24 protein-coding genes, 1 tRNA gene and 1 pseudogene are annotated in these 24,145 nt (G+C 36.5%); 22 read left to right on the forward strand and 4 right to left on the reverse strand.

The genetic code is table 11. The features are described from left to right. The first annotated feature begins 4 nt into the window (after window positions 1-4). The 3 genes from QNH20_RS09980 to QNH20_RS09990 all read left to right on the forward strand — a co-directional run bounded on the left by QNH20_RS09980 (window position 5) and on the right by QNH20_RS09990 (window position 1,533). Window positions 5-157, forward strand: a complete 153-nt coding sequence (locus QNH20_RS09980; RefSeq protein WP_283923385.1) for a D-alanyl-D-alanine carboxypeptidase family protein — start codon at window positions 5-7, stop codon at window positions 155-157. A 500-nt stretch (window positions 158-657) separates the two neighbouring features. Beyond that, window positions 658-1,071, forward strand: coding sequence for a hypothetical protein (locus QNH20_RS09985; protein ID WP_283922732.1), 414 nt, complete (start codon window positions 658-660; stop codon window positions 1,069-1,071). Between the two features lie 21 nt (window positions 1,072-1,092). Beyond that, window positions 1,093-1,533 carry a hypothetical protein gene (locus tag QNH20_RS09990; RefSeq protein WP_283922733.1) on the forward strand — a complete coding sequence of 147 codons (441 nt, stop codon included), beginning with the start codon at window positions 1,093-1,095 and terminating at the stop codon, window positions 1,531-1,533. Window positions 1,534-1,849: 316 nt separating this feature from the next. Here the strand turns inward: QNH20_RS09990 and QNH20_RS09995 are convergent, their stop codons facing one another. Then, window positions 1,850-3,073, reverse strand: a complete 1,224-nt coding sequence (locus tag QNH20_RS09995) for an IS110 family RNA-guided transposase (protein ID WP_283922734.1) — start codon at window positions 3,071-3,073, stop codon at window positions 1,850-1,852. 496 nt (window positions 3,074-3,569) lie between these two features. On the opposite strand from QNH20_RS09995, the gene QNH20_RS10000 reads away from it, so the two are divergent. The 14 genes and pseudogenes from QNH20_RS10000 (at window position 3,570) to QNH20_RS10060 (ending at window position 13,246) form a co-directional block, all read left to right on the forward strand. After that, entirely contained in the window at window positions 3,570-3,815 is a 246-nt protein-coding gene (locus QNH20_RS10000) for a hypothetical protein (protein ID WP_283922735.1), read from the forward strand. A gap of 303 nt (window positions 3,816-4,118) precedes the next feature. Beyond that, window positions 4,119-4,181 (forward strand): annotated as a pseudogene (locus QNH20_RS26940) (SEC-C metal-binding domain-containing protein); the annotation flags it as partial. Window positions 4,182-4,253: 72 nt separating this feature from the next. Beyond that, window positions 4,254-5,084: a hypothetical protein gene (locus tag QNH20_RS10005; protein WP_283922736.1), complete on the forward strand. Its 831-nt coding sequence runs from the start codon at window positions 4,254-4,256 to the stop codon at window positions 5,082-5,084. A 312-nt stretch (window positions 5,085-5,396) separates the two neighbouring features. Beyond that, window positions 5,397-5,660: a hypothetical protein gene (locus QNH20_RS10010; RefSeq protein ID WP_283922737.1), complete on the forward strand. Its 264-nt coding sequence runs from the start codon at window positions 5,397-5,399 to the stop codon at window positions 5,658-5,660. Between the two features lie 153 nt (window positions 5,661-5,813). Continuing rightward, window positions 5,814-6,158, forward strand: a complete 345-nt coding sequence (locus QNH20_RS10015; protein WP_283922738.1) for a short-chain dehydrogenase — start codon at window positions 5,814-5,816, stop codon at window positions 6,156-6,158. A gap of 455 nt (window positions 6,159-6,613) precedes the next feature. Beyond that, complete coding sequence (locus QNH20_RS10020; RefSeq protein ID WP_283922739.1) at window positions 6,614-7,279, forward strand: response regulator transcription factor; 666 nt, start codon at window positions 6,614-6,616, stop codon at window positions 7,277-7,279. A gap of 175 nt (window positions 7,280-7,454) precedes the next feature. Continuing rightward, window positions 7,455-8,741, forward strand: a complete 1,287-nt coding sequence (locus QNH20_RS10025) for a sensor histidine kinase (RefSeq protein ID WP_283922740.1) — start codon at window positions 7,455-7,457, stop codon at window positions 8,739-8,741. 251 nt (window positions 8,742-8,992) lie between these two features. After that, entirely contained in the window at window positions 8,993-9,382 is a 390-nt protein-coding gene (locus QNH20_RS10030; protein WP_283922741.1) for an ABC transporter permease, read from the forward strand. Window positions 9,383-9,453: 71 nt separating this feature from the next. Beyond that, window positions 9,454-10,128, forward strand: coding sequence for a response regulator transcription factor (locus QNH20_RS10035; protein WP_283922742.1), 675 nt, complete (start codon window positions 9,454-9,456; stop codon window positions 10,126-10,128). Between the two features lies 1 nt (window position 10,129). Next, entirely contained in the window at window positions 10,130-11,320 is a 1,191-nt protein-coding gene (locus tag QNH20_RS10040; protein ID WP_283922743.1) for a sensor histidine kinase, read from the forward strand. Between the two features lie 208 nt (window positions 11,321-11,528). Then, complete coding sequence (locus QNH20_RS10045; RefSeq protein WP_283922744.1) at window positions 11,529-12,008, forward strand: hypothetical protein; 480 nt, start codon at window positions 11,529-11,531, stop codon at window positions 12,006-12,008. A gap of 113 nt (window positions 12,009-12,121) precedes the next feature. Then, the gene (locus QNH20_RS10050; protein WP_283922745.1) at window positions 12,122-12,382 is read left to right on the forward strand and encodes a hypothetical protein; all 261 of its coding nucleotides are present in this window, start codon (window positions 12,122-12,124) and stop codon (window positions 12,380-12,382) included. An 82-nt stretch (window positions 12,383-12,464) separates the two neighbouring features. Further along, the gene (locus tag QNH20_RS10055) at window positions 12,465-12,842 is read left to right on the forward strand and encodes a hypothetical protein (RefSeq protein ID WP_283922746.1); all 378 of its coding nucleotides are present in this window, start codon (window positions 12,465-12,467) and stop codon (window positions 12,840-12,842) included. 182 nt (window positions 12,843-13,024) lie between these two features. Next, a complete protein-coding gene (locus QNH20_RS10060; protein ID WP_283922747.1) occupies window positions 13,025-13,246 on the forward strand; it encodes a hypothetical protein in 222 nt (73 codons plus the stop codon). A gap of 174 nt (window positions 13,247-13,420) precedes the next feature. Here QNH20_RS10060 and QNH20_RS10065 read toward each other — a convergent pair whose 3' ends face one another. Continuing rightward, window positions 13,421-13,918, reverse strand: a complete 498-nt coding sequence (locus QNH20_RS10065) for a PIN domain-containing protein (RefSeq protein ID WP_283922748.1) — start codon at window positions 13,916-13,918, stop codon at window positions 13,421-13,423. 351 nt (window positions 13,919-14,269) lie between these two features. Between QNH20_RS10065 and QNH20_RS10070 the strand changes: the two genes are divergently transcribed. The 3 genes from QNH20_RS10070 (at window position 14,270) to QNH20_RS10080 (ending at window position 17,490) form a co-directional block, all read left to right on the forward strand. Further along, entirely contained in the window at window positions 14,270-15,049 is a 780-nt protein-coding gene (locus tag QNH20_RS10070) for an alpha/beta fold hydrolase (protein ID WP_283922749.1), read from the forward strand. Window positions 15,050-15,682: 633 nt separating this feature from the next. Further along, window positions 15,683-17,011, forward strand: coding sequence for a group II intron reverse transcriptase/maturase (gene ltrA, locus QNH20_RS10075; RefSeq protein ID WP_283922750.1), 1,329 nt, complete (start codon window positions 15,683-15,685; stop codon window positions 17,009-17,011). 311 nt (window positions 17,012-17,322) lie between these two features. After that, window positions 17,323-17,490, forward strand: coding sequence for a hypothetical protein (locus QNH20_RS10080; RefSeq protein WP_283922751.1), 168 nt, complete (start codon window positions 17,323-17,325; stop codon window positions 17,488-17,490). Between the two features lie 535 nt (window positions 17,491-18,025). Here QNH20_RS10080 and QNH20_RS10085 read toward each other — a convergent pair. Further along, window positions 18,026-18,099 (reverse strand) — tRNA-Arg (locus tag QNH20_RS10085). A gap of 358 nt (window positions 18,100-18,457) precedes the next feature. Then, window positions 18,458-19,201, reverse strand: a complete 744-nt coding sequence (locus QNH20_RS10090; protein ID WP_283922752.1) for a YwaF family protein — start codon at window positions 19,199-19,201, stop codon at window positions 18,458-18,460. Between the two features lie 324 nt (window positions 19,202-19,525). Between QNH20_RS10090 and QNH20_RS10095 the strand changes: the two genes are divergently transcribed. Both QNH20_RS10095 and mutS read left to right on the forward strand, forming a co-directional pair. Then, window positions 19,526-21,334, forward strand: a complete 1,809-nt coding sequence (locus tag QNH20_RS10095; protein WP_283922753.1) for a M6 family metalloprotease domain-containing protein — start codon at window positions 19,526-19,528, stop codon at window positions 21,332-21,334. A 208-nt stretch (window positions 21,335-21,542) separates the two neighbouring features. Continuing rightward, window positions 21,543-24,143: a DNA mismatch repair protein MutS gene (mutS, locus tag QNH20_RS10100; protein ID WP_283922754.1), complete on the forward strand. Its 2,601-nt coding sequence runs from the start codon at window positions 21,543-21,545 to the stop codon at window positions 24,141-24,143. Window positions 24,144-24,145: the final 2 nt, after the last annotated feature.

Below are 24,145 nucleotides of genomic sequence, written 5' to 3' on the forward strand. Positions count from 1 at the left end.
ATATATTGTGCGTTATCCAAAAGGAAATGAACATGTGACGGGCTACAAATATGAGCCTTGGCACCATCGTTATGTAGGCCCTGATATTGCAAAAGATATTAAGAAATATAATTTGACATTAGAAGAGTATTTCGGTATTTTCCCTATTATTAATTAAACTATGTTTCACCAAGGTGAAACACGTGAAGAATAGGTGGAGCTTATTCTCCACCTATTCTTTTATAACTAACCCGAAATGCATGTTTGTGAATAATTGTACTTAAAGTAACGGGTGCAAGAGTTAAAGACGGGGATCGCTGCAGCGATCTTTTTGCTTGTTGAGCTAACTGGCAGGATAGTTCAAGAAGGAATGTGGAAAGTGTGTCATCTGGGTACTGAAAATTGTAAATGAAGTAGTAATTATCTGCGATTTTTTCCGAAATAAAAATTAACCCAAATTAATAAAAAAAGCAATATTGTTAAATGTAGGCTGTCTGTCAAATTGACAGCTTTTTTCATTTTTCTTATGGGTGCAAATGTTGATGACAAAGGCAGTCAATGAGTCTGCTTCTTCTTATTAAAGGAAAGGATTATAAGTTTAAGATACTTTAAATGAATATTTTTTGATTAACTCCTAAAAATACTTTTGATATAAATATAAAAGGAAGAAGTGGTAAGATGGCATGTCTAGTAAGAATAAATCTTGAGTCAGTATTAATGGGGGGGAGATTTAATGATTGGTATGAATCACTTGATTTAGAGGATGAATATGTTATTACCTTAAATATTAACGGATTTTATAAACGTTTTCCGATAGCAAGTGAGTATGAACACATTATGTTTCCTCAAGAGAAAACTTTTAACGAAAATGTTTATACCCAAGTTTTAGATAGTGAAATGGTTAAGATTAAAATTGCAGTTAGAGTACTGGAAGAAGACCCCGCATTTGACGATGATGCTAAAAACATTCTTGAATTTGAAATCCCAAGTAGAAATTATTTTTCAACATTGTTAACTATGGATGTCAGAAGCAAAGATAATGTAGAAGCAATTTTAAAATTTCGAATGATTTTGTCACAAGTCAGTGTGTAGGGATAAATAAGGAGGAAAAAAATGACCTGTAAAATTATTGTCGAGTTAAAAGATTTAATAGTAAATCAAAAAAACAATTCAACAGGAAGTGATGAATATTGGTTTCATATAACAGTAAATGGAAATATGACTCGAATTCCTACTTCCAATAATATTGAAATTCCTAATGAGATAATTCTCCCTGCTGGAATAGGGATTAATAGAACACTGTTTAGTCAAGGAATGTTTAACGAAATGATAGATATAAATATTTCTATCAAAACTAATGAAGGAACAGATGAAGGTGGAGATCAGAGTAATAATCAGAGTTATGGAGGTTTTTCCTTCAGTAATCTATCCTGTAAAAATATGGTGACAAATAATCGTGATATATTGCCTTTTTTGCTAAATACCTTTTATCGAGTCATTGATACAGAAGAAGACCTTGATATAACTTTTAACTTTCTAATTCGAGTAGTGTAATAATAAATTCCAGAATGTAGCATCCGATTAGCTTCAACAATATAGTGGAAATTTAGTAATCAACGTATGAAAGTTAGTTTGACATTTAAATAAATTGAACTGAGTTTATAGTTGTCCAACAAGAGTTTTAGGAAATTATCACAAATGATGCCTATCATAATAAGTTAATTTGTGAAGTGTTTCACTTAAACTACCATGAAAATTAACTTCTGTAATTCATGAAAAAGGCAATACTGAAGAGGACGCAGCTCATTCGTTTTTTAAAAAAGGGGGAGAGCGCCAATTTCATTGATCTATGGTAATTAAGTGAACTGGATTAAGAGGCTTTAGGTTCTTCCAGTGTAACGGTGTATCCTAAACTTTTGAGTCGTCTCAGAGAATGCCGAACAATTGATTGTTGTCTCTGCTTATCAAAGTAGTCTTCGCCTAAGTCTACATACATTTCTTTTCGGGTTAAGAGATAATATGAGATACGTAACATTGCGTGAGCGACTACAATACCAGCACGTTTCTTGCCTTTTCGTGATGCTGTACGCCTATAAAGTGCTCCGAGATAGTTTTTGGATCCTCTTACTGAATGTGCTGCTTCGGTTAACGCCGATCTTAAATACTTATTTCCTTTTCTAGTCTTGGCTGATTTTCTTTTCCCTGCACTTTCGTTTTGCCCAGGAACCAAGCCTGCCCAAGAACACATATGAGCTGCAGTGGGAAATTGTTTTTTCACATCAGTTCCAATTTCTGATAGGATTTGCTCGGCCATTCTGGTCGCTATACCAGGAATGGAATCCAATCGTGCCACATCTTCTTGATGGGAGCTGACTCTGTCCGCAACCTCCTGATCCAGCATCTCGATTTGCTCAGTCAGAAAATCAATATGACCTAAAATGGTTTTTAACATGAGGCGTTGATGTGAGTTGATATATCCTTTTAGGGCGAGTTCCAGTTCTTCTTTTTTCTTTTTCATAGTGCGCCGAGCAAAGTTTGCTAATTTTTCAGGATCCTCCTCACCATCGGCAATGGCATCAAGCATATCTCGTGCTGAAACACCCAACACATCTGAAACAACCGACCCCAACTTAATGTTCGCGCCTTCTAACACCTTTTGGATTCGGTTATGTTGTCTGGCACGCTCCTCAATAATACTTCTACGATAGCGAACGAGTTCACGCAATTCACGTTGATTCCGGTCAGGAATATAACTGGCTTTAAGCAGTACATGGCGAAGAAGCTTGGCAATCCATTCCGCATCCTTCACATCTGTCTTTCGTCCTGGAACTGCCTTCATATGTTGGGCATTCACCACTAAAAACTCAATATCCTCAGCTTCTAGTAAATTCACAATCGGCTTCCAATAAACACTCGTGCTCTTCATGGCGACATGGGTACAATTATGTTGTTTAATCCAGTCAACCAACTGTAAAAGAAAAACAGTTTTAGTAGAGAACGTTTGAATCTCCTTTCCTTCAGGTGTCAAAATACAGGCAGTAATATTGTCCTTATGGACATCCATACCGCATGCTCTTTCAATGACTATTTCCATTGAAAACATCCTTTCTACGGCTCACAATATTATTGGAGGCTGGTGCAGCAACCAGAATAGGATTAATCTACCATGTGTGCTTCCCGTAAGGGAGCGACAGTCAGTGGTGCACCGTGGTCGTTGGAGTCAGACTAACGGATGGGCTCTAACGCACCATAGTTCATCGACCTTCCTCTCCCAGCCGTAGAATCAGTATTGACGGTTTAAAACCATTTTCATTCTCTGTGGTGAAGCGCTGATTTTTGCACTTCATGGATGGCTAACGGGTGCGATAGTCCAACAAGCTATGATCGATTTTAGGACTAAACACATATTTTCGTTATTCATTAAAGGGCGCTTTCCTGTAGCAACGATATGCGCTCATTTTTCATTTTAAGGCCATTTTCTGGAAATGAATGATTGTGCAAATTATCAAACTTTGGAATAATTGTAAATGAATTAACGGGCAGGATTATGGACTAGATGTAAAAACAAAATACTTAAATGGGAGATTGAGATGAATAAATTTGGAGTTTTATCAATCTTGATGGTATTGATCAGCTTACTTACATTTTTTATTCTCAGAGGACCAAACGCAGATTTGCCGTTAATAATTATTATTTTAGGTTCTCTTTCACTACTCGGAATAATTTTTGCTGTAATTTCTAAGAGGTGGTTATCGGGGGTAATTGGCGTTTTATTTAATGGTGCAGTGCCAGTTTGTGTATATTTCATATTATTAGCTTACGGAATAGCTGGTTAGGTTCTCTATAGATGTATTCCATTAAAGGGCGCAATTCAGGAATAAGAATTGCGCTCTTTCTTTTGGTATAGGGCCAGTTTGTGGAATCAGTTTGTACCTCGGGGTTATGTTTAACCATATAAACTCTACCATGAATTACTGAGGGACATAGGCAAATCAGTAAATCTACCATATAATTTTAAAGGAAGTAACTTAATAATAGGAAACAAGACGTTATATATCTTGTTAGTTCTGAGTACTATGTATCTATACATTATAACTTAAATGATTTAAGTAAAAAGAGGTGATCTTATATCTAAGAAAATAACAAGTAACTCTGTATGCCCATGTGGTAGTGGGTTAAAATTTAAGGAATGTTGTGGAAAAGGTACACCACTAAAAGCAAACACATTGAGTTTTATAAGTTCAGATAGACCAAATGCCAGTGAGTTTGAAAAATTGTTAAAGGTATATACTGGACATTATCCAGATGACTACTTTAAGCCAGTAACAAATATAGCTCCAATATTTTACATACTAATGGATGAATCAAAATTGAATAATCATTATTCTGTATCAGGAATTGTTGTTAGTAAACAGGAACTAGATAGTAAGAAGTTCATAAAACCAAAGTTGGAAGTTTTAGCTGAAAACTATAATGTTGATAGTTTCCATTTCACTGAAATATTTGGAAGAAGCAAAGTTTTAAAAAGTAAAACTAATGACTTCATTGATGAATATTCAAAGCTAGTAAAGCAAATAGAAATGATTCCTTTTTCAATTTGTAAAACAAAAGCAGAAGTTGAGGAGTATCAAAACAAAAAAGGAATAAATGATGAGCAAATTTTTATTTCACTTCAATGGCAACTTATGATTAAGATACTCAAGTTTATGATTTGGAAATTTGGAAGAACCTTTATTGTCCATATGTGGCGAGAGCAGGAGAACTTAACAGTTGAAAAAAGACTTTTACATCAAGAGAATATTGTAGGATTACTTGAAACGTTCCCTTTTTCTAACATATCGATTTACAGGCACTATGAGATATTTATGAAAACGGAAATCCTTTACAGTTCTCTTTCTGACTTAGTAGCATATTTTACGACAAGGGTTCAGAGTAAAAATGATAGCAATATGCCCAAAAAGAAACTTATACGAGATAATTATGAGATAATAAAACTAATATCAAAGGTGTTTAAAGAGCATAAATTCATTGATGTAAGTAATTTAGATAGATTTAATGAGGAAGTAACAAATAGAGAGGAGTTTAGAAAGCATCAGGGCAATTAAAAATAGAAAAAGAAGCGTTAGAAGAAAACAACTAAAATATAAATTATTTCTACAATATGCTGCTTTTTATTAATTACCATCTCAACAATCGGGCGCAATTCTGCAGTAAGAATTGTGCTCTTTCTTTATGTTAAGGGCCAGATTGTTGAGGAATGTATTCAATAAAGAATTGATATTTATGTTGAAATATAGAGTAAAGATTGTGATGGTTTTCAATTAAATTAACGGGAGTTGAATAAGCAGGGAATATTAATACCTTTGTAGAAATAGTGTTCATCCTGAAGCAATTATATATAAAAGGGAGATAAGATTATGTTCGAGGTAGAAGTTAAAGAAATAATAAAGAGTACAAATACGGGCAGAAAGGGCTTTTTATTAATTGTTGAATTAATAAAAAATGACTGCACTCTAACACAAGGTGACCTCCTGTATTTAAAGGAGGATAACCGTATAAAGATAACGGTTAAATCACTCGAAATGATAAATTACGGAGTTGGACAGGAAAAATTAAAGCATTTTGGATTATTAACAGTTGTATCGGAAGAAACAGCAAATGCGTTAAAAGGAAAACGTTAATATATAGAGTAATTTTCATTGTGAAGGATTGTACTTAAGCTAACTGGGTGCAAGAGTTAAAGATCGCAGCTGCCATCTTGGCGTTTTTTTTTTGACTAAAGGGCTATTTAGTCCAATAAGCATTATACGATGTGTATCAGGAGGTCGATAATAATGCCTGTTCATGAATTTGGAATAATTGATAATATTGAAACTGTGAAAAGAAATATTGGTTATGAACCACAAAAATATAATTGTATTTCTGTTGATGATGAAATTATTATTCACTTAAATGAGCAGCTATCTATTATGAGAACCTACTTTCATTCGCTTGAGCGCCCAGAGTTAGGGTTAGCTTACTGGGGAATTACAATTATTCCAATTGAATCTTTATCAATGTTTTATGATGTGATTACATCTTCAACGATATATAAAAATTCTACTGAACTTAATCAGTTAGCTTCTAAAATAATAAAGGCTAAAGAGGAAAATAAATACATGATACACTTTGGCGTATAGTCCTTTTGTGAAGGAATGTACTTAAGCTAACGGGTGCTTGAGTTGAAGATGAGTTGCGGCGGCAGCTCTTTTTTTGTTGATCAACTAAAGGGCAGTTTTCGTTAGTTAGTATTAGTATGTATTTATGCGTATTTATATTTGTGAGCTATATTTAATGTTGTCATAAAAAATAATTAATTTTGTCACTATTTATACTTAAAAATTGTCATATGTTTTTGATACAAGGTTAGAGTAGTAGAATCAGTATATCCTAGTTTTACAGATCTCTTGCACCTGAACCTTTTCGAACATATCAACTCCATTACAAGGGCTACTTATTTTGTATGATGGGACGCGGAAAAAAGTTCCGCGATCAATATAAATATGACATGATTTTTAACTGCATTAAACTATTCCTCAAATCACTTTGTAATCCATATATAAAACATATATATTGTTCTTAGGTAGGTGAGTTCATGAATCAGAGAATATTAGTGATTGAAGATGATTTAGATATTCAAGAGTTAATTAGAGAGTTTTTGATTTCTCAAGATTACGAAGTAAACACGGCACAAGATGGTATAGAAGGCATCCAAATGTTTCAAAACGGTCATTATGATCTTTGTATTCTAGATGTGATGCTGCCAAACATGGATGGATATAGTATCTGCAAAATCATTCGCAATAAATCTTTGGTACCGATTATTATGTTGACAGCATTGGGAGAGGAGAAAGATCAGGTTAAAGGATTCGAATTGGGAGTTGATGATTATATTACAAAACCTTTTTCTTTTAATGTCTTTATTAAACGAGTAGAAGCTCTGTTGCGTAGAACGCATAGCTCGCTCTCTCCATCACGGATGATTCAATTGAAAGAAATGATGGTTGACCTTGAAGGATACAAAGTTTCTGTAAATGGTGAGGAAGTGGAATTAACAACGAAGGAGTTCGAGATTTTAGCTGTTTTATTAGAAAATAACGGGAAAGTGCTGACGCGGGAAAACTTACTGGACAAAGCTTGGGGATATGATTTTTATGGCGAGACGAGAGTAGTTGATACGCATATTAAAAATTTGCGAAAAAAGCTGGGGATCCCATACATTAAAACATTGAAAGGAATCGGATACAAATTAGATGCTTAAGATGAGGCGAAAAGGTATTACCTTGAAAATTTTCCTTATTACCAGCGCTTTGCTTGTGGTGACAACGAGCTTTATATATTTGCTTTTATATTTTTTTCTCCCGTCTTATTATTACAAATATAAGACCAGTACCTTAAAAGAAGGAACGGCACAACTCGTGCAGGATGTAGAGAAAATGTCTATAGAAGATGCAAGAGTCGAACTGGACAGCTTCGTGCAAAAGTATAATGTAGCTCTCATCATACATGATAAATATGGTAAAGTTATTTATTTTCCTTCAAATGTTGTACAAGGATTTAATATTTCGATTTCAAGTTCGTCTCCACCTTACTCTGGAACCGTAGTTGCAGGAAATGAACTCCAATCAATAAGAGGAGAAGAGGTTCCTGTGGTTTATACAATCCAAAATCCTATCGCTTTTACAAACGGAAATTTCATCGCCAGCATTACTGCAACATTGCAGCCGATCGATGAAGCGTCAAATGCTATACTCATGTTTACTCCTTACATCGTCGTTATCATTGTTATGGTCTCTGTTGGCGGAGCTTTGCTGTATGCAAGGGTTATTGCTAACCCTTTGCTGAAAATCAATCATACGGCAAAGCGTATGGCAAATTTGGATTTCACGCAAATATGTGAAATACGTTCTCTAGATGAAATTGGGGAGCTGTCCAATAGCTTAAATGAATTATCGTATAACCTGCAGCAAACGATGTCTGAATTACAGGAAGCAAATGAAAAGCTGCAAGATGATATTCAAAAGGAACGAGAAATAGAAGGAAAACGCAGAGAATTTATCGCTACCATTTCTCATGAATTGAAGTCTCCCATTACAGCTGTAATGGGACAAATAGAAGCTATGATTTATGGAATAGGGGTATATAAAGATCGAGATAAATATTTAACACGATCGCTAGCGATTATGCAAGATATGCAGAACTTAGTAAATGAGGTGATGGAGGTTTCTAGGCTTGAAACGTACGACTTTTCTCCGAAGCTTAGACGGGTGAATTTATCTAATATGGTCAAGAACATTATTCATCATTTAGAATACTTCAGCACTGCAAAATCCATTGAGATGCAAGTAAATTTACAAGATGGATTGCATGTATTGGCGGATCAGAAGCTGTTGGAAAAGGCAGTTAATAATATTGTAAACAATGCAATTAAATACTCGCCTCAAGAGGAACGAGTACAGGTAAGCTTATATGAAGAACAAAAGCATATTGCTTTATGCATATTAAATACAGGCGTACAAATCGAAGAAGTAGAATTGGATAAGGTTTTTCAGCCGTTTTATCGAATCGAAAAATCACGGAATCGGAACACGGGAGGCAGCGGCTTAGGATTATTTATTGTAAAGCGCATATTGGAAATTCACCAGGTTTCCTATGTGTTGCAAAATACGAATGATGGTGTATTGTTTGTTATAAAGTTCCCAAAAGAAGTCTCATCAGCATGAGGCTTCTTTTTCTATTCATAATCCACATGTCCTCTTCATACGAACTCCATCTAGAAATTCTATCATATAGGTGAAAAGGAGGTATTATATATGAATTTTATAAAAAGAGCTTTCTTTAGTGTAAAAGCAAGAAAAGGAAGTGGTAGCAGGGATTTAAACCGATCGATACAAGTAATAGTTCACAAAAACAAGATAGCGGCAATGGAGTAGTTTTCGGTAGTCCCCCTGGTTTCACTGAACCGGATATTGCGATGGATGGTGTTTTACATGGAGAGCTATTAACAAGCTTTAAGGATGGAACAAATAAGATTGTAGAAGGACGTCAAATAACAAAAGAAGACGCTGATAAACAAGTAGTAATAATTGAGAAGCACCTTGCTAAGAAGAATAACTTAAAGGTCGGAAGCAAGGTGAAAGTGAAATCTGAAGACGTTAAAGCAAGTAGCGAGTTTGAAGTTGTAGGTATTTACAAAACGAGCGGTAGCAGTCAGATGCCGACGATAGACCCGTATAACAAAATGTATGTTCCGTATAAAGCTTCTTTAAAGTTAACTCCGAAATTCGTAGAGACATTAAATTTCAATCATAATTCTCCTGATTGGCAATATGTATCAAATGAATTTTTGGTTGCAACCCAATGAATAATACAACTATCAGCTCTTTCACTTTTGGATTGCAAAAATTAATTAATTTACAAAATCGAGGTTGACATATGCGAATATTGGTGATTGAAGATGAAAAAGACATTGCTGCCGCCATCGAAAAGGTGCTGAAGCGTGACGGATATGCCGTGGATTTGGCGGCAAATGGCTCATCCGCACTTGAGCTGATTGATATAAACGAATATGACTTGGTTATACTTGATTTAATGCTCCCTGACATCAGCGGTTTTGAAGTGCTTGAAAAATTACGCAAAAATTCACAGGACACACGAGTGATTATTGTTTCGGCCAATCATACGACAGGGGATCGTGTAAAAGGACTTGATCTTGGTGCCAATGATTATGTGGTTAAACCTTTTGATTTTGATGAATTGCGAGCGAGAATCCGCGCATTACTAAGACGTGATTTTACCAGCAAACTCAATGTGATGGTTGAATCCGGCTTTGAAATTGATCTGTCCTCTAAGCGGGTGACATATAGTAGCAAAGAACTGATTCTCACCTTAAAAGAATTTTCTATTTTCTCCCATCTTGTTCAAAACAAGGGTAAATATATAAACGCGGAGGAACTTTACCGCCATGTTTGGAACGAGGAGTCCAATCCGTTTACAGAAGTGATGCGTGTTCATATTTACTCTTTGCGCAAAAAAATCAATGAAATCACAGGTAAAAATAATGTAATTTCCACCACAAAGGGACTGGGTTATATCTTTAAGGGAGAATAGTATGAAAAATTTAAATTTTCCTCTGCGCTGGAGGATTTCCATTTTTACAGCGCTGATTGTTTTGGCATCCAGCGCAATTTTAGTGGTGTTTATTAACTTAAATGTAAGCAGACTTGTACCAAATGCCGCCACACAAATCATCGGATATACGCAGGGAAATGTAACAATAACGCCAAACGTAAATCCCGCCGACCAAAATCCTGCCGTTGGAAATCAACAACAACCTGGCACCGCCATCATAGGCAATAAAGCCAGCGGCTCCAGTGTGCTCATTTCTAACGAAATGCAAAGTTTAGTCAATAAAATTTTGGTGGGTTCTATTATCATATTAATTATCACAGTAATTATTGGCGGGGTATCCTCACATTTGGTAGCGGTCAGTTCACTAAAGCCTTTAAAAAAACTAATCGGAAAAATCAGGGCTTTGGGTGCGGATAACCTTGCTGACACTTTGCCGGTGCCAAATCAAAAAGATGAAATCAGAGAATTATCCATTTCATTCAATCAAATGTTTGCCAAACTAAATAATGCCTTTGATTCACAAAAACGGTTTAATGCCGGGGTTGCTCATGAATTAAAAACGCCGCTGACCGTGATAAAATCAAACATCAGCGCTGTTCTGGAACAAGAGGATTGCACAGCAGAAAATTACAAAGAGCTTTGTCAAACAATCAATCAATCTGCCACCAAAATGAATTTGATGATTGAAGAACTTTTGGAAATGGTTTCACAGGAAAACGCATCACTTGACGATAATGTGTCCATGGAAACAATCATATATGATGTTTGCGAAGACATATCCGAAATGTCCAGCAAAAAAAACATAAAGGTTGACTGCGTGACAAATCATATATCGTTAATTAAAGGCAATGAGATTTTGTTATATCGTGCCGTTTTCAATATCGCTGAAAACGCCGTGAAGTACACACAGACCGGCGGAAAAATCCATATTTCATGCGTTGACGAAAAGAATCAAATTAAAATTGTAATTTTGGATAATGGCATTGGTATTGAAGATGACAAACTTAAAAAAATATTTGAACCATTTTACCGCACAGACAGAGATAATAGCAATGGACATGGGCTGGGCTTGCCGCTGGCTAAATCTGTAATTTTGCGGCATGGAGGCGAAATTTTGGTGGACAGCACTTTGGGAAGCGGAACGACTTTTACAATAAAAATTCCTAAATAACTTTATTTGTTGCACAGAATTAACGATGATTTAATGTTGGAAGTGTTAATATGTGGGCATAGAAAGCAAATATTTATCGGCAAACAAAAAAATAAAAAATCTCTCAAAAATTAAAGATGGTTTAATGTTCTATCGGTTAAAATGGAGTCGCCGAAGAGACAATTTGCTTTCTAAATTATACATGCCCAAAAGGCAAGGAGGAACCATTATGAATTTCAACAAGAAAATCGCAATTATCACGTTCTCAGCAGCACTCGCTATCACCGCATCAAGCATTGGTGTTTCGGCAGCAGTGAATCATGTAGGCTATTCGGATCAAGTCAAAGCAGGATTAAATCTTGACAAGAATGGCAATGTAGTTGATAAAAACGGCAGCGTCATTCAAACGAAAGACCAACTAGCAAAAAATGCAAACGGCTCTATTACCGTCGGCGGCTTAGGCAATCAGGAATCTGCAAAAATGGATAAAGACGGTAATGTCTTAGCTCCGGACGGGTCAATCCTTGTACCCAAAGACCAAATCATTGACGGCAGCAAAAATCCTATAGGCGATGTTGTAACTGGTTCTGCCGGTATTACGACCGACAAAAGCGGCAATGTTGTGGATCAAAATGGTAATGTGTTAATGAGCAAAGATCAACTTGATAATAATTCCAGCGGGTCTATTACAGTACCAAATACTAAATAGCGGCACACATTTTTCTCATGCTCCCTCATTGCGAAGTTTTTCCTCAATGAGGGAGCACTTTCATTTAATATAATCATTGATTATCAGTAAAATAATTCATTTTAGTGGAAAATATGGTTGTGTTGACAACCTCTACTAATAAGCAAAATACCTTTTCCTTGTCAATTTTTCCTATTCCGAAGGAAAAGGGAATGGAAATAGATGGGGAGGATTCGAAAATTCGCGGACAGTATGCAGGCTATATGGAAGAAATCCGTGCGGTAACCTGGGATGAAAACGGGATGCGCTATACAATTATGATGGAACAACCTGATCTCACCCTGGAAAAAATGAGGCAATTAACTGAAAGTATGCATCTAAGCTCAAATAAATAAGGTGTTGGGAAAAGAGGTGCCGGGGGTTCAAGGCGCGGAAGCAGTGCAACATGATTAATTTTAGCGATAAAGGGTGAGTAGAATGAGTTTGACAAATAAATACGAAGAGCGTGCGATGTCGGATTTAGAGGTCGACGAATACATTATTACGATTGTGGGGGGAAGAACAGCTCCAACAAATTGGGTGATGAAGCTATTTCCTGAGATTTCCTGGCTAACAAAGGATAACATGCCAATCGTTTTCGTCTTAACCAATCAAAGAATTCGTGTGTATATGTTACATTTAGACTCCGAAATCACATTGGCGATGAGTTTCCGCAGAGAGGATATAAAGGACTGTATTGAAGCGAATGGACCGCTAAACGGAGCGATTCGATTAACGTTGAAAGACAGTCAAACCTTTACGTTCGTTCTTAAAAAGGATTGCGTCCCCGAGATTGTGCTAGAACTTCAAGAATAACGGAAAGACAAAAGGAAGTGAATTGAAATCACTTCCTCAGACTGTCGAAAAACCTTCGACAGCCTCTACGAGCCAAAAATACTTGACAACCTACAAGCATTCGATGAAAACTACAATCTAGTAATTGACGAATGGAATATATAAAGGAAAATTATATTAATTCATATGGGAGAATAGTCGTTATGGATGACTTTAAAAAAGAGGAAAAAAACAAAAATATTGCAGATAAACAAGAATTTATTGTTGCAGACCTTATTTTCGCTAGGTTTAGAAAAAACAATGCAGTAACTGAGTTGAGGTACTGGCAAGAAGTTGAATTTAGATTAATTACTGCATTGAATGATATTGGTATTGAAGATGTCGAGCGAGTAATCATCGATTACAACTTAAAATATGACAATTAAAGATAAAAAATTAAGAAATCTCGAAATTTACAAATAGTTTAATATTCATTTGGCAGCCCTTTATACCGTATCTATAAGATACTAAAACACTTACAAACTAAAGTTAAAACTAGTCCCACGTTGTTCCATTCGAGAATCATTATACAGGAAGAGCCTAAAAATTCAATTCCTCTTTTATTGTAAATTAAAAAAATTGCAAAATGGCAAATTTTTTTCAAATACATAATTAACATAGGAAAACCAAATAATTGCATCACGGAACTCCTGTTTTCTTTCAGTGAAAGGTTTTTTTCTTTTAATGGAGCGTTCCACTAGTTCTGGAAGCATATTATTATTGAATTCAACAATATCGAGATAGCCATAGTCCTCTAGTTCTTCTAAACGACCTTTCAGTTTATGAACATATTCTTCCACCGTATTAGTCCAAGCAATGGGAGGACGCTCGTTTTCAGGAAGGAGTTTAGTAATTTTTCCTTCGTATTTTTGGATTTCTTCATATTGTTTGTTCAGTTCTTTTTCGAAGTTATTAATGACTTCCTTTTTAACAACCTCAGAAATATAAAGAGAAATCAACCCTTTTTCTGCTAATTCAACAAGTAAGCGGTTATGGAAGTTTTTCTCCATAAAAGGGTCTGTAAAGCAAACATTGGAATCTAAAAAGACATGTAACATTTATGCATCTCCCACAAATTAGAAATCTATTAAATTTTATCATATTAGAGGGCTAACTAAGCTAATGATAAAAGAAAAGATAGACACTAATGTATGGGGCTATTCTTGTGTAAGATACGAGCTTTGCAAAAACACCGCACAACTCATTGGCATATTCAACGGGGGCAAGAGATTAACAAGGAGTTACGGGAGCAAACTCCATTTTCTTATTGTGATAAGGGTTCCAGGTTAGCAGTTCAATAAACCCCATCCTTTTTTGCTTCTCTGGCCTACAACTGGGATAGGTACTCATCTATGTTAACCAAAATGAATATCTATTATTGAAACCATATTAACTAGGGAGGAATCTTCATGGGATACTTTGTTACTGTAGAGCCAGGTGTGAATTTATATGTAGAAGATATTAACCCGATGGGAAATAAAACCATTTTGTTTTTACATGGTTGGCCGTTAAGCCATAATCAGTTTGAATATCAGTTTAATATTCTGCCTGCTATGGGTTACCGCTGTATTGGTATAGACTGGAGGGGCTTTGGTAATTCGGATAAACCAATGAGTGGCTATACTTATAACAGACTTGCAGATGATATCCGCACATTAGTTGGTACACTTCAATTAAACAATTTTACTCTCGTAGGTCACTCTACCGGTGGGGCTATTGCAATTCGATATATGTCTCGTCACAACGGTTTTGGGGTATCAAAGCTTGTTCTTATTGATGCGGCCGCTCCAACTGGATTTACCTCAGAAACTGCTAATAACTTTCTTAAAGAAACCTTAAATGACCGGCCTAAAATGATGCAGGACGTAACAGATGGCTTTTTCTTTCAGTATATAACTAAACCATTTTCGGACTGGTTTTTGCAAATGGGATTACAAGCAGCAAGTTGGTCGACAGCTGCTATTATACTTACATTAAGAGATGAGAAGTTGCATGCGGATCTTCCAAAAATTAATGTACCTACTTTAATCATTCACGGCATTCATGACAAAGTTATTCCATTTGCACAAGCTCAGGAACTAAATGAAAAAATAAGAAATTCACAGCTTGTTCCGTTTCAATATAGTGGTCATGGCCCTTTCTGGGAAGAACGTGACATGTTTAACCAACTATTGACACAATTTATTTAGTTAAAGCTTTGACTTAAATTCAAATAAACGGAGAACGATGGCACAATAATCGGGTACACTTTACAGACAGTAATATATTTACTGTATTTATTAGGCTGGATATATTGTTCAACTAAGGGTGCGTGTGCGGCCGAGCCTAGGTCGTATCATATAGCGGGTGGGATTCCCGTCGAGTAAGAACTAGCCATTCGCTCGTAGCGAGTCTTGGAGGGCTAAAGGTAACTTTAGTCTTTAAGCGTAGACAGTTAGGTAGCGGGCCGAAAGCCGAATGGTTGAAGGGATTGAGCTCCATAATGTTAGTAATTCGAGAGGGCTGATGCCTTACGCACAGCAGAAAGCAACATTTTTTCTTTCGTTAAAGGCAAGAATGATAAAACCTCTCTGGAGTCAGAGACCTTGGCACGTTATACATTGATATGATACGGCAACTCGGGAGACCCTACCGGTCTTTTCTTTTTTTAGAAGAGTATGGTCTACAAGCGATAACAAGCAAGGAAACCAAATGCCGATGTAGGGAGTCGGATAGCAGCGTAGTACCAATGAAGTTGGGTAATGCCGATGGAGGAAAGGCTAGCTACCAGTTATCACCCTTACTAGGGACACATTTACTACACACAGAGGTAGGTATAATAAATGGAAACAAAACTACTAAGGATAGCAGAATTAGCAAAATCAGATCCTAAAATGAAATTTACTTCTCTTGCACATTTATTAAATAAGCAAACATTAGTTCAATGCCATTTTGAGCTACCCAATAAGAAGGCTACTGGGATTAACGGAACAACTAAAGAGCAATACGGTGAAAATTTAGAAGAAAACATAGAGGATTTAGTTAGTAGTCTTAAAAGCAAAAGCTATCGACCTGTTCCAGTAAGGAGAATGTATATTCCAAAGCTCAACTCAAACAAGAAAAGACCGTTGGGAATACCGGAACATGAAGATAAGATTGTACAAAAGTGCATTACGAAAATACTAAATTCTATCTATGAAAATGACTTTCTTGACTGTTCCTTTGGATTCCGACCAAATCGTAATTGCCACGATGCTTTGAAAATACTGAACTTCTATATTGAAAAAAGGTCAGTAAATTATGTAGTAGATGTAGATATTAAAGGATTCTTTGACAACGTTGACCACACATGGATGATGGAGTTCCTAAAACCGCGAATCGCTGACCCTAACCTACTAAGAACAATTGGTAGGTTTCTTAAAGGTGGATACATGGAGGAAGGCAAGAAATATAAGACAGACAATGGCACACCGCAAGGTGGAGTAATATCTCCGATATTAGCCAATGTATATCTCCATTATGTACTCGACCTATGGTTTGAGAAAAGGGTTAGGAAACAGTGCAATGGACAAGCATACATAGTGAGATATGCAGATGATTTTGTTTGTTGTTTTCAATATAAAAGTGAAGCGGAGCAATTCTTCCATTCATTAAAGTTAAGATTAAAGAAATTTAATTTAGAAATAGCTGAGGATAAAACTAAAATCATTCCCTTCGGGAAGTTTGCGGAGAAAAATGCAAATCAACAGGGAAGAAGTAAACCAGCAACCTTTGATTTCCTTGGTTTTACACACTACTGTGGGAAAAGTAAACAAGGAAACTTTCGAGTGAAACGGAAATCAAGCAGGAAGAAAGTCAAAGGAAAACTAAAAGAAACGAAAGAATGGTTGAGGAATAATAGAAATAAGGATATTCATATGATTATGGATAGATTTAAACGTTCATTAATAGGGTATTACAACTATTATTGCATCACTGATAATACCCCAAATGTTAACAACTTCAAAGACAAAATTGAAAACCTTCTGTTTAAATGGCTCAATAGAAGAAGTCAAAGAAAATCCTTCACATGGGATAAATTCAAACTTTTTCTTCATAAATATCCGCTACCTTTACCAAGGATTAAAGTGAACATATATGATTTAAGAAAAGTGATTAGCTATATTCTGTAAAAGATGACTAGGAGGAGCCGTGTGCATTAATAGTGCAAGCACGGTTCTGAGAGGGGGGTGGAGTCCAATTTACCGCAAGGTAGAAAGGCACCCTTCTACTCGACTAGTTCAACAAGTTAAAGGGCTGCAATAATAATCATTATTTTGATCTTCCGCAATCGGGCGCGTTAGTTGAAGAAAGATGGAAATGAATACACCTAGCGGCAGCCTATACAGGCTGTCCTTTTGCATTTGTTGGAACAGCTGGTGCACAAAATATAAGGGGGATGAAAACATATATTCCAACTTTTCATAATATCAGGAGGCTCGTTATGTTAGCTAATTTTAAGGATTTAAAAAATGAGGTAATCTTCTTCCGAAAAGAGTATACAGACTTATCGCCTATATTATCAATGGTAGAGGCACATGCTGCTGTCAGCCGATTATATGCCCGATTATACAGTGATGCCCGGAAGGAAATGTACGATGAGTACATGTGAGAAGGGTGATATAAAGCCGGAAGGTCAAAAATGAAAATGAGTTCTAAAACTTGTCCGCTTCCTCTATACATCTATTAAGAACGGAAAAGTGGAAAAATGTCCCTAGGCTAAAGCCCAAAATGAGGGAAAGGAAGAGAATGGAGTATATCAATCCGTTATTTGGTGAACAAAATATAATACAAAAAGAACAGACGTTGCCGAGTCCAACCCATACAACTCGAAAAATAAGGGACGAAAAAAAACATAACATTAATTAGCCTGAAAGTGTTAATAATGGAAAAATGCCCAAATACCTTGATACGAAAGGAATTTGGGCATTTTTTATTTGTCGCATGAACCAGCAATAACCAGTATATATATAAATCCAACTTTACTTATACGTTACACAAGAAAAATAAAAAAATTATCGCCAGTTTAAAAATGAAGCCCACTCAATTTCTAACGAGGCGTCATTTCATTTTCGGCAAATTTTCGGCAAAAACCAAACAGTTCTTTAAAACAACAAGAAAAGCCTTGAATTATCAAGGCTTTTGTACGTCCCAGAGAGGATTCGAACCTCCGACCTACAGTTTAGGAAACTGTTGCTCTATCCTGCTGAGCTACTGGGACACGTAGAAAACAATTTACTTTACTTAACACACACAATTAGAAAATCCCGTCCTGATCTCAGAAAGCTTAATCAAGGAGTGGCTCGATCAGTACGCTGAAGAAAATTCATTGGAGCATATTCAGGCGTGCTGAGCTACTGGGACAAGTAGAAAAGTATTTACTTAATTTAACATACACACAGTTAGAAAATCCCGTCCTGATCTCAGAATGCTTAATCAAGAAGAGGCTCGATCAGTACGCTTAAGAAAATTCATTGAAGCATATTCGAGCGTGCTGAGCAACTGGGACATTTATTCACTTATTAGGAACGTTATTTATTATAATGATTTAATCGAAAAAGGTCAATAAAAAGTTGATATTATTGAATCGGCAGATTCCTGGTCACTTTTGCTTTATTTACAGCCTTTTCCCGGAACAACAACCAAACGATTAAACTTAATGAAATTAATAAACCTTCTAACGATAGAATATACCAGGGGTAGGGACCGAGAAAATCTAATAGACTTGCGCTCCTTGGCTTGTGACTTAAGAACATATAATTTCCGTCTACCAGCTTATTAATAACTATAATAACCGGCATTAGAACATTCAAAAAGATAAACAATTTTAGTACGGACCAGATGGATGGCCTGTATCCCTTTGCCCAAGTAAAATAGAGCGGCACCCAAATGATCATTAAATGGGTATAAAAGAAATGAAAGAAACGAAAATGTGGGAAGTCATAATGTAATAATGGGGTTAATAACGCCTGAGATGCGCCTAGTAATGAAGTAAATAATAGAATCTCATAAATTAATTTTTTTCTTGTTAGTAATAATATCACCGTTAAAATCAAGCTGATGCTGCACAATTCCAGAGGGATGGCATGACTAACATGCCAGCTGCCATTGAGTAACATCCATAAATGATAAGTTGTTTCCATTAAAATTAATGAAATTGCTACCCCGATTTCTGCATATCTCCATTCTTCTGCTTTCAGCTTATCTCTAAACAAAAATATTAAGATCGAAACTAAAATGAAGATGGAAATAACAACAAAATGACTTATGGAAAACATCTGGAAATCATAGTTTTTGTAACTACGGCCAAACCACTCTGCCATCTATCCACCCCATTTACATAATTAATTCTTTTATTTAAACATTTAGTAAAGTATATTCGATGAAAATAGCTTTTACTCCTCTAATGAAAATTATTGTTCTTACAACTTAGATAACTTTTAATGAGAAAATATTTATTCTGTTAAAAGGTAAATAGAAAAATTAAATTTCTATCATAAGACACTTCCCTTCAACAAAGTATGGCAAAAAAAGAAATTTACTAACAAGGATAATCGACATAATATTCTGATGGGTGAAATTATAATAATAACGATAGTGTATTAGCACTATTACTATTTAACCAAACTGTTAAAGGGGGAAATGTATTGAAAAAATTTTTTTCACTGGGACTTGTATTAGCAATGGTATTTTTCTCTATTGTTCCAGCATTTGCGAAATCAGCTTCAGTTACAAAAAAGGAATTTGCACCCAAGCTACCAGACTATCAAAAAGTTGATCCGAATCTCTCAAAAGATGTTTTATCGAAAGGCGGCGTGATTAAAGGAAAAGAACTACACGGCTATAACGGCAAATCGTATTCTAAACCACAAGAAACTGAGAGGTTACAGCCCAAAAAAGTAGAGGATCTGAAAACAAAAGGGATTGCTATTGTGGTGGATTTTCCTTTAGCTGCAGATGGAAAAAGTGCTGTTCCAGGTGTTGATTATGACCAAATCCCTATTAATCAATTTGATGATCTTATAAATGGAGATACTTTTAATCCTTATCGATTGGATATGTTTAAACATTTAGCAACCTTCAATGGAAAGGCAGCTTCTACCAATCGCACAATGAAGAATTTCTATAAAGAGGTTAGCTATGGAAAATTCAGTATGGATATTGATGTTGCAGGATGGTATACCTTGCCGCATTCCTATGACTATTATTTAGGACAGGACAAAGGGTACCATAATGAAAATGGAGATGCACATATTGGAGAATTGGTAAAAGATGCTATTAATCTAGCGTCAAAGGATGTAGACTTCTCCCAATATGCTGTTCCAGCACAGCCAGGTGATTTCTGGCTGCATGGCGATGCTACATCATTTATTAAGGACGGGCAAACCATAGACAAAATTGTACCTAATCTATTAATCATCCATCGTGGAACGGGTGCAGAGTTTAGCTTGGACCCAAGCCTAATTTGGTCACATAAATGGGATATTACAAGTGCAAGCTATTTCGGGCAATACTATCAAACTGGCGAAGAGCCTGATGAGTCAACATTAGAGCACACAGTGGTTGACGGTGTAGCTGTGGATACGTATAATATCGTTCCTGAAGTGGGGCAGGATATTACAGGATATTTAAAAATATCAAATCCTGATCTTGTGGGACCGGATTATAATGGAAGAGAACCATCTCCACCAAGCGTTGGGGTTTTTGCACATGAATTTGGTCATGTTCTAGGGCTGCCAGATTTATATGATTATGGTTATGACTCGGAAGGAGTGGGAATGTTTAGTTTAATGGCTGGTGGTTCATATGGTCGTGACATGAATAACCGTTATTACTCAGGAAATTCACCAGTCCATCCGGATGCATGGTCAAAAACATATCTTGGCTTTGCTAAAGCAATTGAAGTGAATAAAAATCAACAACTAACACTTCGTCCAGTAGAACAGCAGCCCGATATTTATAAGATTAATGTTCCCGGCTCAGACGGTCGTGAATACTTCTTATTAGAGAATCGCCAGCAAACTGGTTTTGATGCTGGATTAGAATACAACTTAGATGGTAACAAATTGCATGGATTAGTCGTCTATCATGTGGTGGAGGATATTCTCTCACGTAATTTCTGGAGGCCAAATGAAGCGCAAAACTGGGATCTAAACCATCTCGGCTTAGCACAGGTACCAGTAAATCCTGCCAATGGAGAGCGGCATTATGCGGTAAGTGTTGTTCAAGCAGATGGTTCCTTTGATATGGAGCGCTATTTGAATGATGGAGATTCAGGCGATGTATTCCCTGGTAAATACAAAGTAACCTCGATAAGTCCTAAAGGGAATGTGGGTCCAAACACAACCTCATTATACAAATGGTCGAAAAAGGGCACTGAAACAGGCATTCAAATAACAAATATTGCTGAACAAGCAAATGGTACTGTCACACTTAATGTAATTTTTAATAAATGATAAGTTTTTGATTGTAAAGGTGCAGGAGAGGAATTCTTCTGCACCTTTACTTTTTCCATTGCTTAAATTGCAGATTTACCAAATTTCTATTTGAATTGGGAAATCCCTTTATTTTTTGGTGAATTATCGACGAGTGCCTGACACCCTCATTTTGTGTTATAATAGTTTGTCGAAGATACTCGAAATGAATATAACCGTGGAGGTCATTATGGCTGCTTATACGCCGATGATACAGCAATATTTAACCGTTAAGGCAGATTATCAAGATGCCTTTTTATTTTTTCGCTTAGGCGATTTTTACGAAATGTTCTTTGAAGATGCAGTTAAAGCATCACAAGAATTAGAAATAACATTAACAAGCCGAGATGGTGGTTCTGAGGAACGAATTCCGATGTGCGGTGTTCCATACCATGCTGCTCCAAACTATATTGAACAGCTTATTTCAAAAGGATACAAAGTGGCAATTTGTGAGCAGATGGAAGATGCAAAACAAACAAAAGGCATGGTGAAACGCGAAGTTGTTCAATTGATCACACCAGGAACAGTAATGGATGGCAAAGGGTTAAATGACAAAGAGAATAACTATATTGCCTCGATAACCGCATTTGACGATCAAACATACGGATTTGCCTACAACGATATTTCAACAGGTGAAAGTAAGGTAACCTTGCTTTCGAACCATTTTGATGATGTACTGAATGAACTGTCAGTTTTAAGTGCAAAAGAAGTAGTTGTTTCTAGCAACTTTGACGGAGAACTACAAAAGAGAATGAGGGAACGAGATGTTCTAGCAATCTCATTTGAGGATAATAGTTCGATAGATATGAATTTTTCCTATCTGCTCGAAGATCTTAATCAAGATAAATTGAAGCAAACAGCAGCAAGACTATTTAATTATTTATATCGGTCGCAGAAAAGAAGTCTTGACCATCTTCAACCAGTCGCTACCTACCAAATCCATCAATATATGAAAATTGATTATTATTCAAAGCGTAATCTTGAATTAACTGAGACAATCCGTTCCAAAGGCAAAAAAGGGTCATTATTATGGCTGCTTGATGAGACCATGACAGCGATGGGTGGAAGGATGTTAAAGCACTGGATTGACCGGCCGTTAATAAATCAGGCTGAGATTGAGTATCGCCAAACAATCGTTGAAGTCTTGATGAATCATTATTTTGAACGCCAGGAGATTAGGGAAAAATTAAAAGAAGTATACGATTTAGAGCGTTTAGCAGGGCGGGTTGCCTTTGGAAATGTCAATGCCCGTGATTTAGTGCAATTAAAGCGATCGTTAATGCAGGTCCCATTTTTAAAACAAATCCTTCAGGGTATGCAGAATGATCAGGTAAAAAAAATTGCTGAGCTGCTTGACCCCTGTGAAGAGATTACAGATTTGCTAGAGCAGGCGATTGTTGAAAATCCACCACTATCACTTAAAGAAGGAAATATGATTCGTGATGGATACAACGCTCAGCTAGATCAATATCGCGATGCCAGCCGAAACGGGAAAACATGGATTGCTCAATTAGAGCGTGAAGAGCGCGAAAAAACCGGGATTAAATCATTAAAGGTTGGTTATAACCGCGTATTTGGCTACTATATCGAAGTCACACGTGCAAACCTGCATCTTTTGGAAGAAGGCCAGTATGAGCGTAAGCAAACCTTAACAAATGCAGAACGCTTTATTACTCCTGCTTTAAAAGAAAAAGAGGCGTTAATCTTACAAGCGGAAGAAAAATGCGGTGAACTTGAATACGATTTGTTTACAGAAATCCGCGAGATTGTAAAGGAACAGATTCCGAGATTACAGGCATTGGCGAAAACGGTCAGTGAGCTTGATGTGCTGCAATGTTTTGCTCAAGTAAGTGAGGAGCGCCATTATGTTAAACCGCAGTTTTCACTGGAACGTCGTGTCGCCATTAAGGATGGTCGTCATCCAGTTGTTGAAAAAGTATTAAACTCCCAAGAATATGTTCCAAACGACTGTCAAATGGACAGCGAAAGGGAAGTTCTGTTAATAACAGGTCCGAATATGTCTGGTAAAAGTACGTATATGCGTCAAATAGCATTAACAGCCATTTTGGCACAAATCGGCTGCTATGTACCGGCTTCAGAAGCTGTACTGCCGATTTTTGACCAGGTGTTTACACGGATTGGTGCAGCAGATGATTTGATCTCAGGTCAAAGTACCTTTATGGTCGAAATGCTTGAAGCAAAAAATGCGATTACCAACGCAACACAAAACAGTCTGATTTTGTTTGACGAAATCGGACGTGGAACCTCCACGTATGATGGAATGGCTTTGGCGCAGGCAATTATTGAGTATATTCATAAGCGGATTGGGTCTAAGACCTTATTTTCAACCCATTACCATGAGCTAACCGTGTTGGATGAAGAACTTTCGAAGTTAAAAAATATTCACGTTAGTGCGATTGAGCATAACGGTAAGGTTGTATTCCTTCATAAAATTAAAGAAGGACCGGCCGATAAGAGCTACGGGATCCATGTTGCACAGCTTGCCGAGCTGCCTGCAGAATTAATCAGCCGGGCGAATGAAATTTTAACCACCTTAGAACAGTCTGATGTTCAAACTGTTCCTATAAAAGCGGATGCAGTCATCCAAAAAGATCCTCATGAACAACTGGCACAGCTGTCATTCTTTGATGAACCGAAAGAGCCGAAAAAACACGAACCGACTTCAAAAGAAAAACGAGTGTTAGAGAAGATAAAGGAATTAGATTTATTAGATGTTACCCCGCTTCAGGCGATTAACATGTTGTACGAGCTCCAGAAAAGGTTAAAGTAGGG

The sequence above is a fragment of the Neobacillus sp. WH10 genome (assembly GCF_030123405.1).
In the GTDB taxonomy this organism is placed as follows: domain Bacteria; phylum Bacillota; class Bacilli; order Bacillales; family Cytobacillaceae; genus Neobacillus.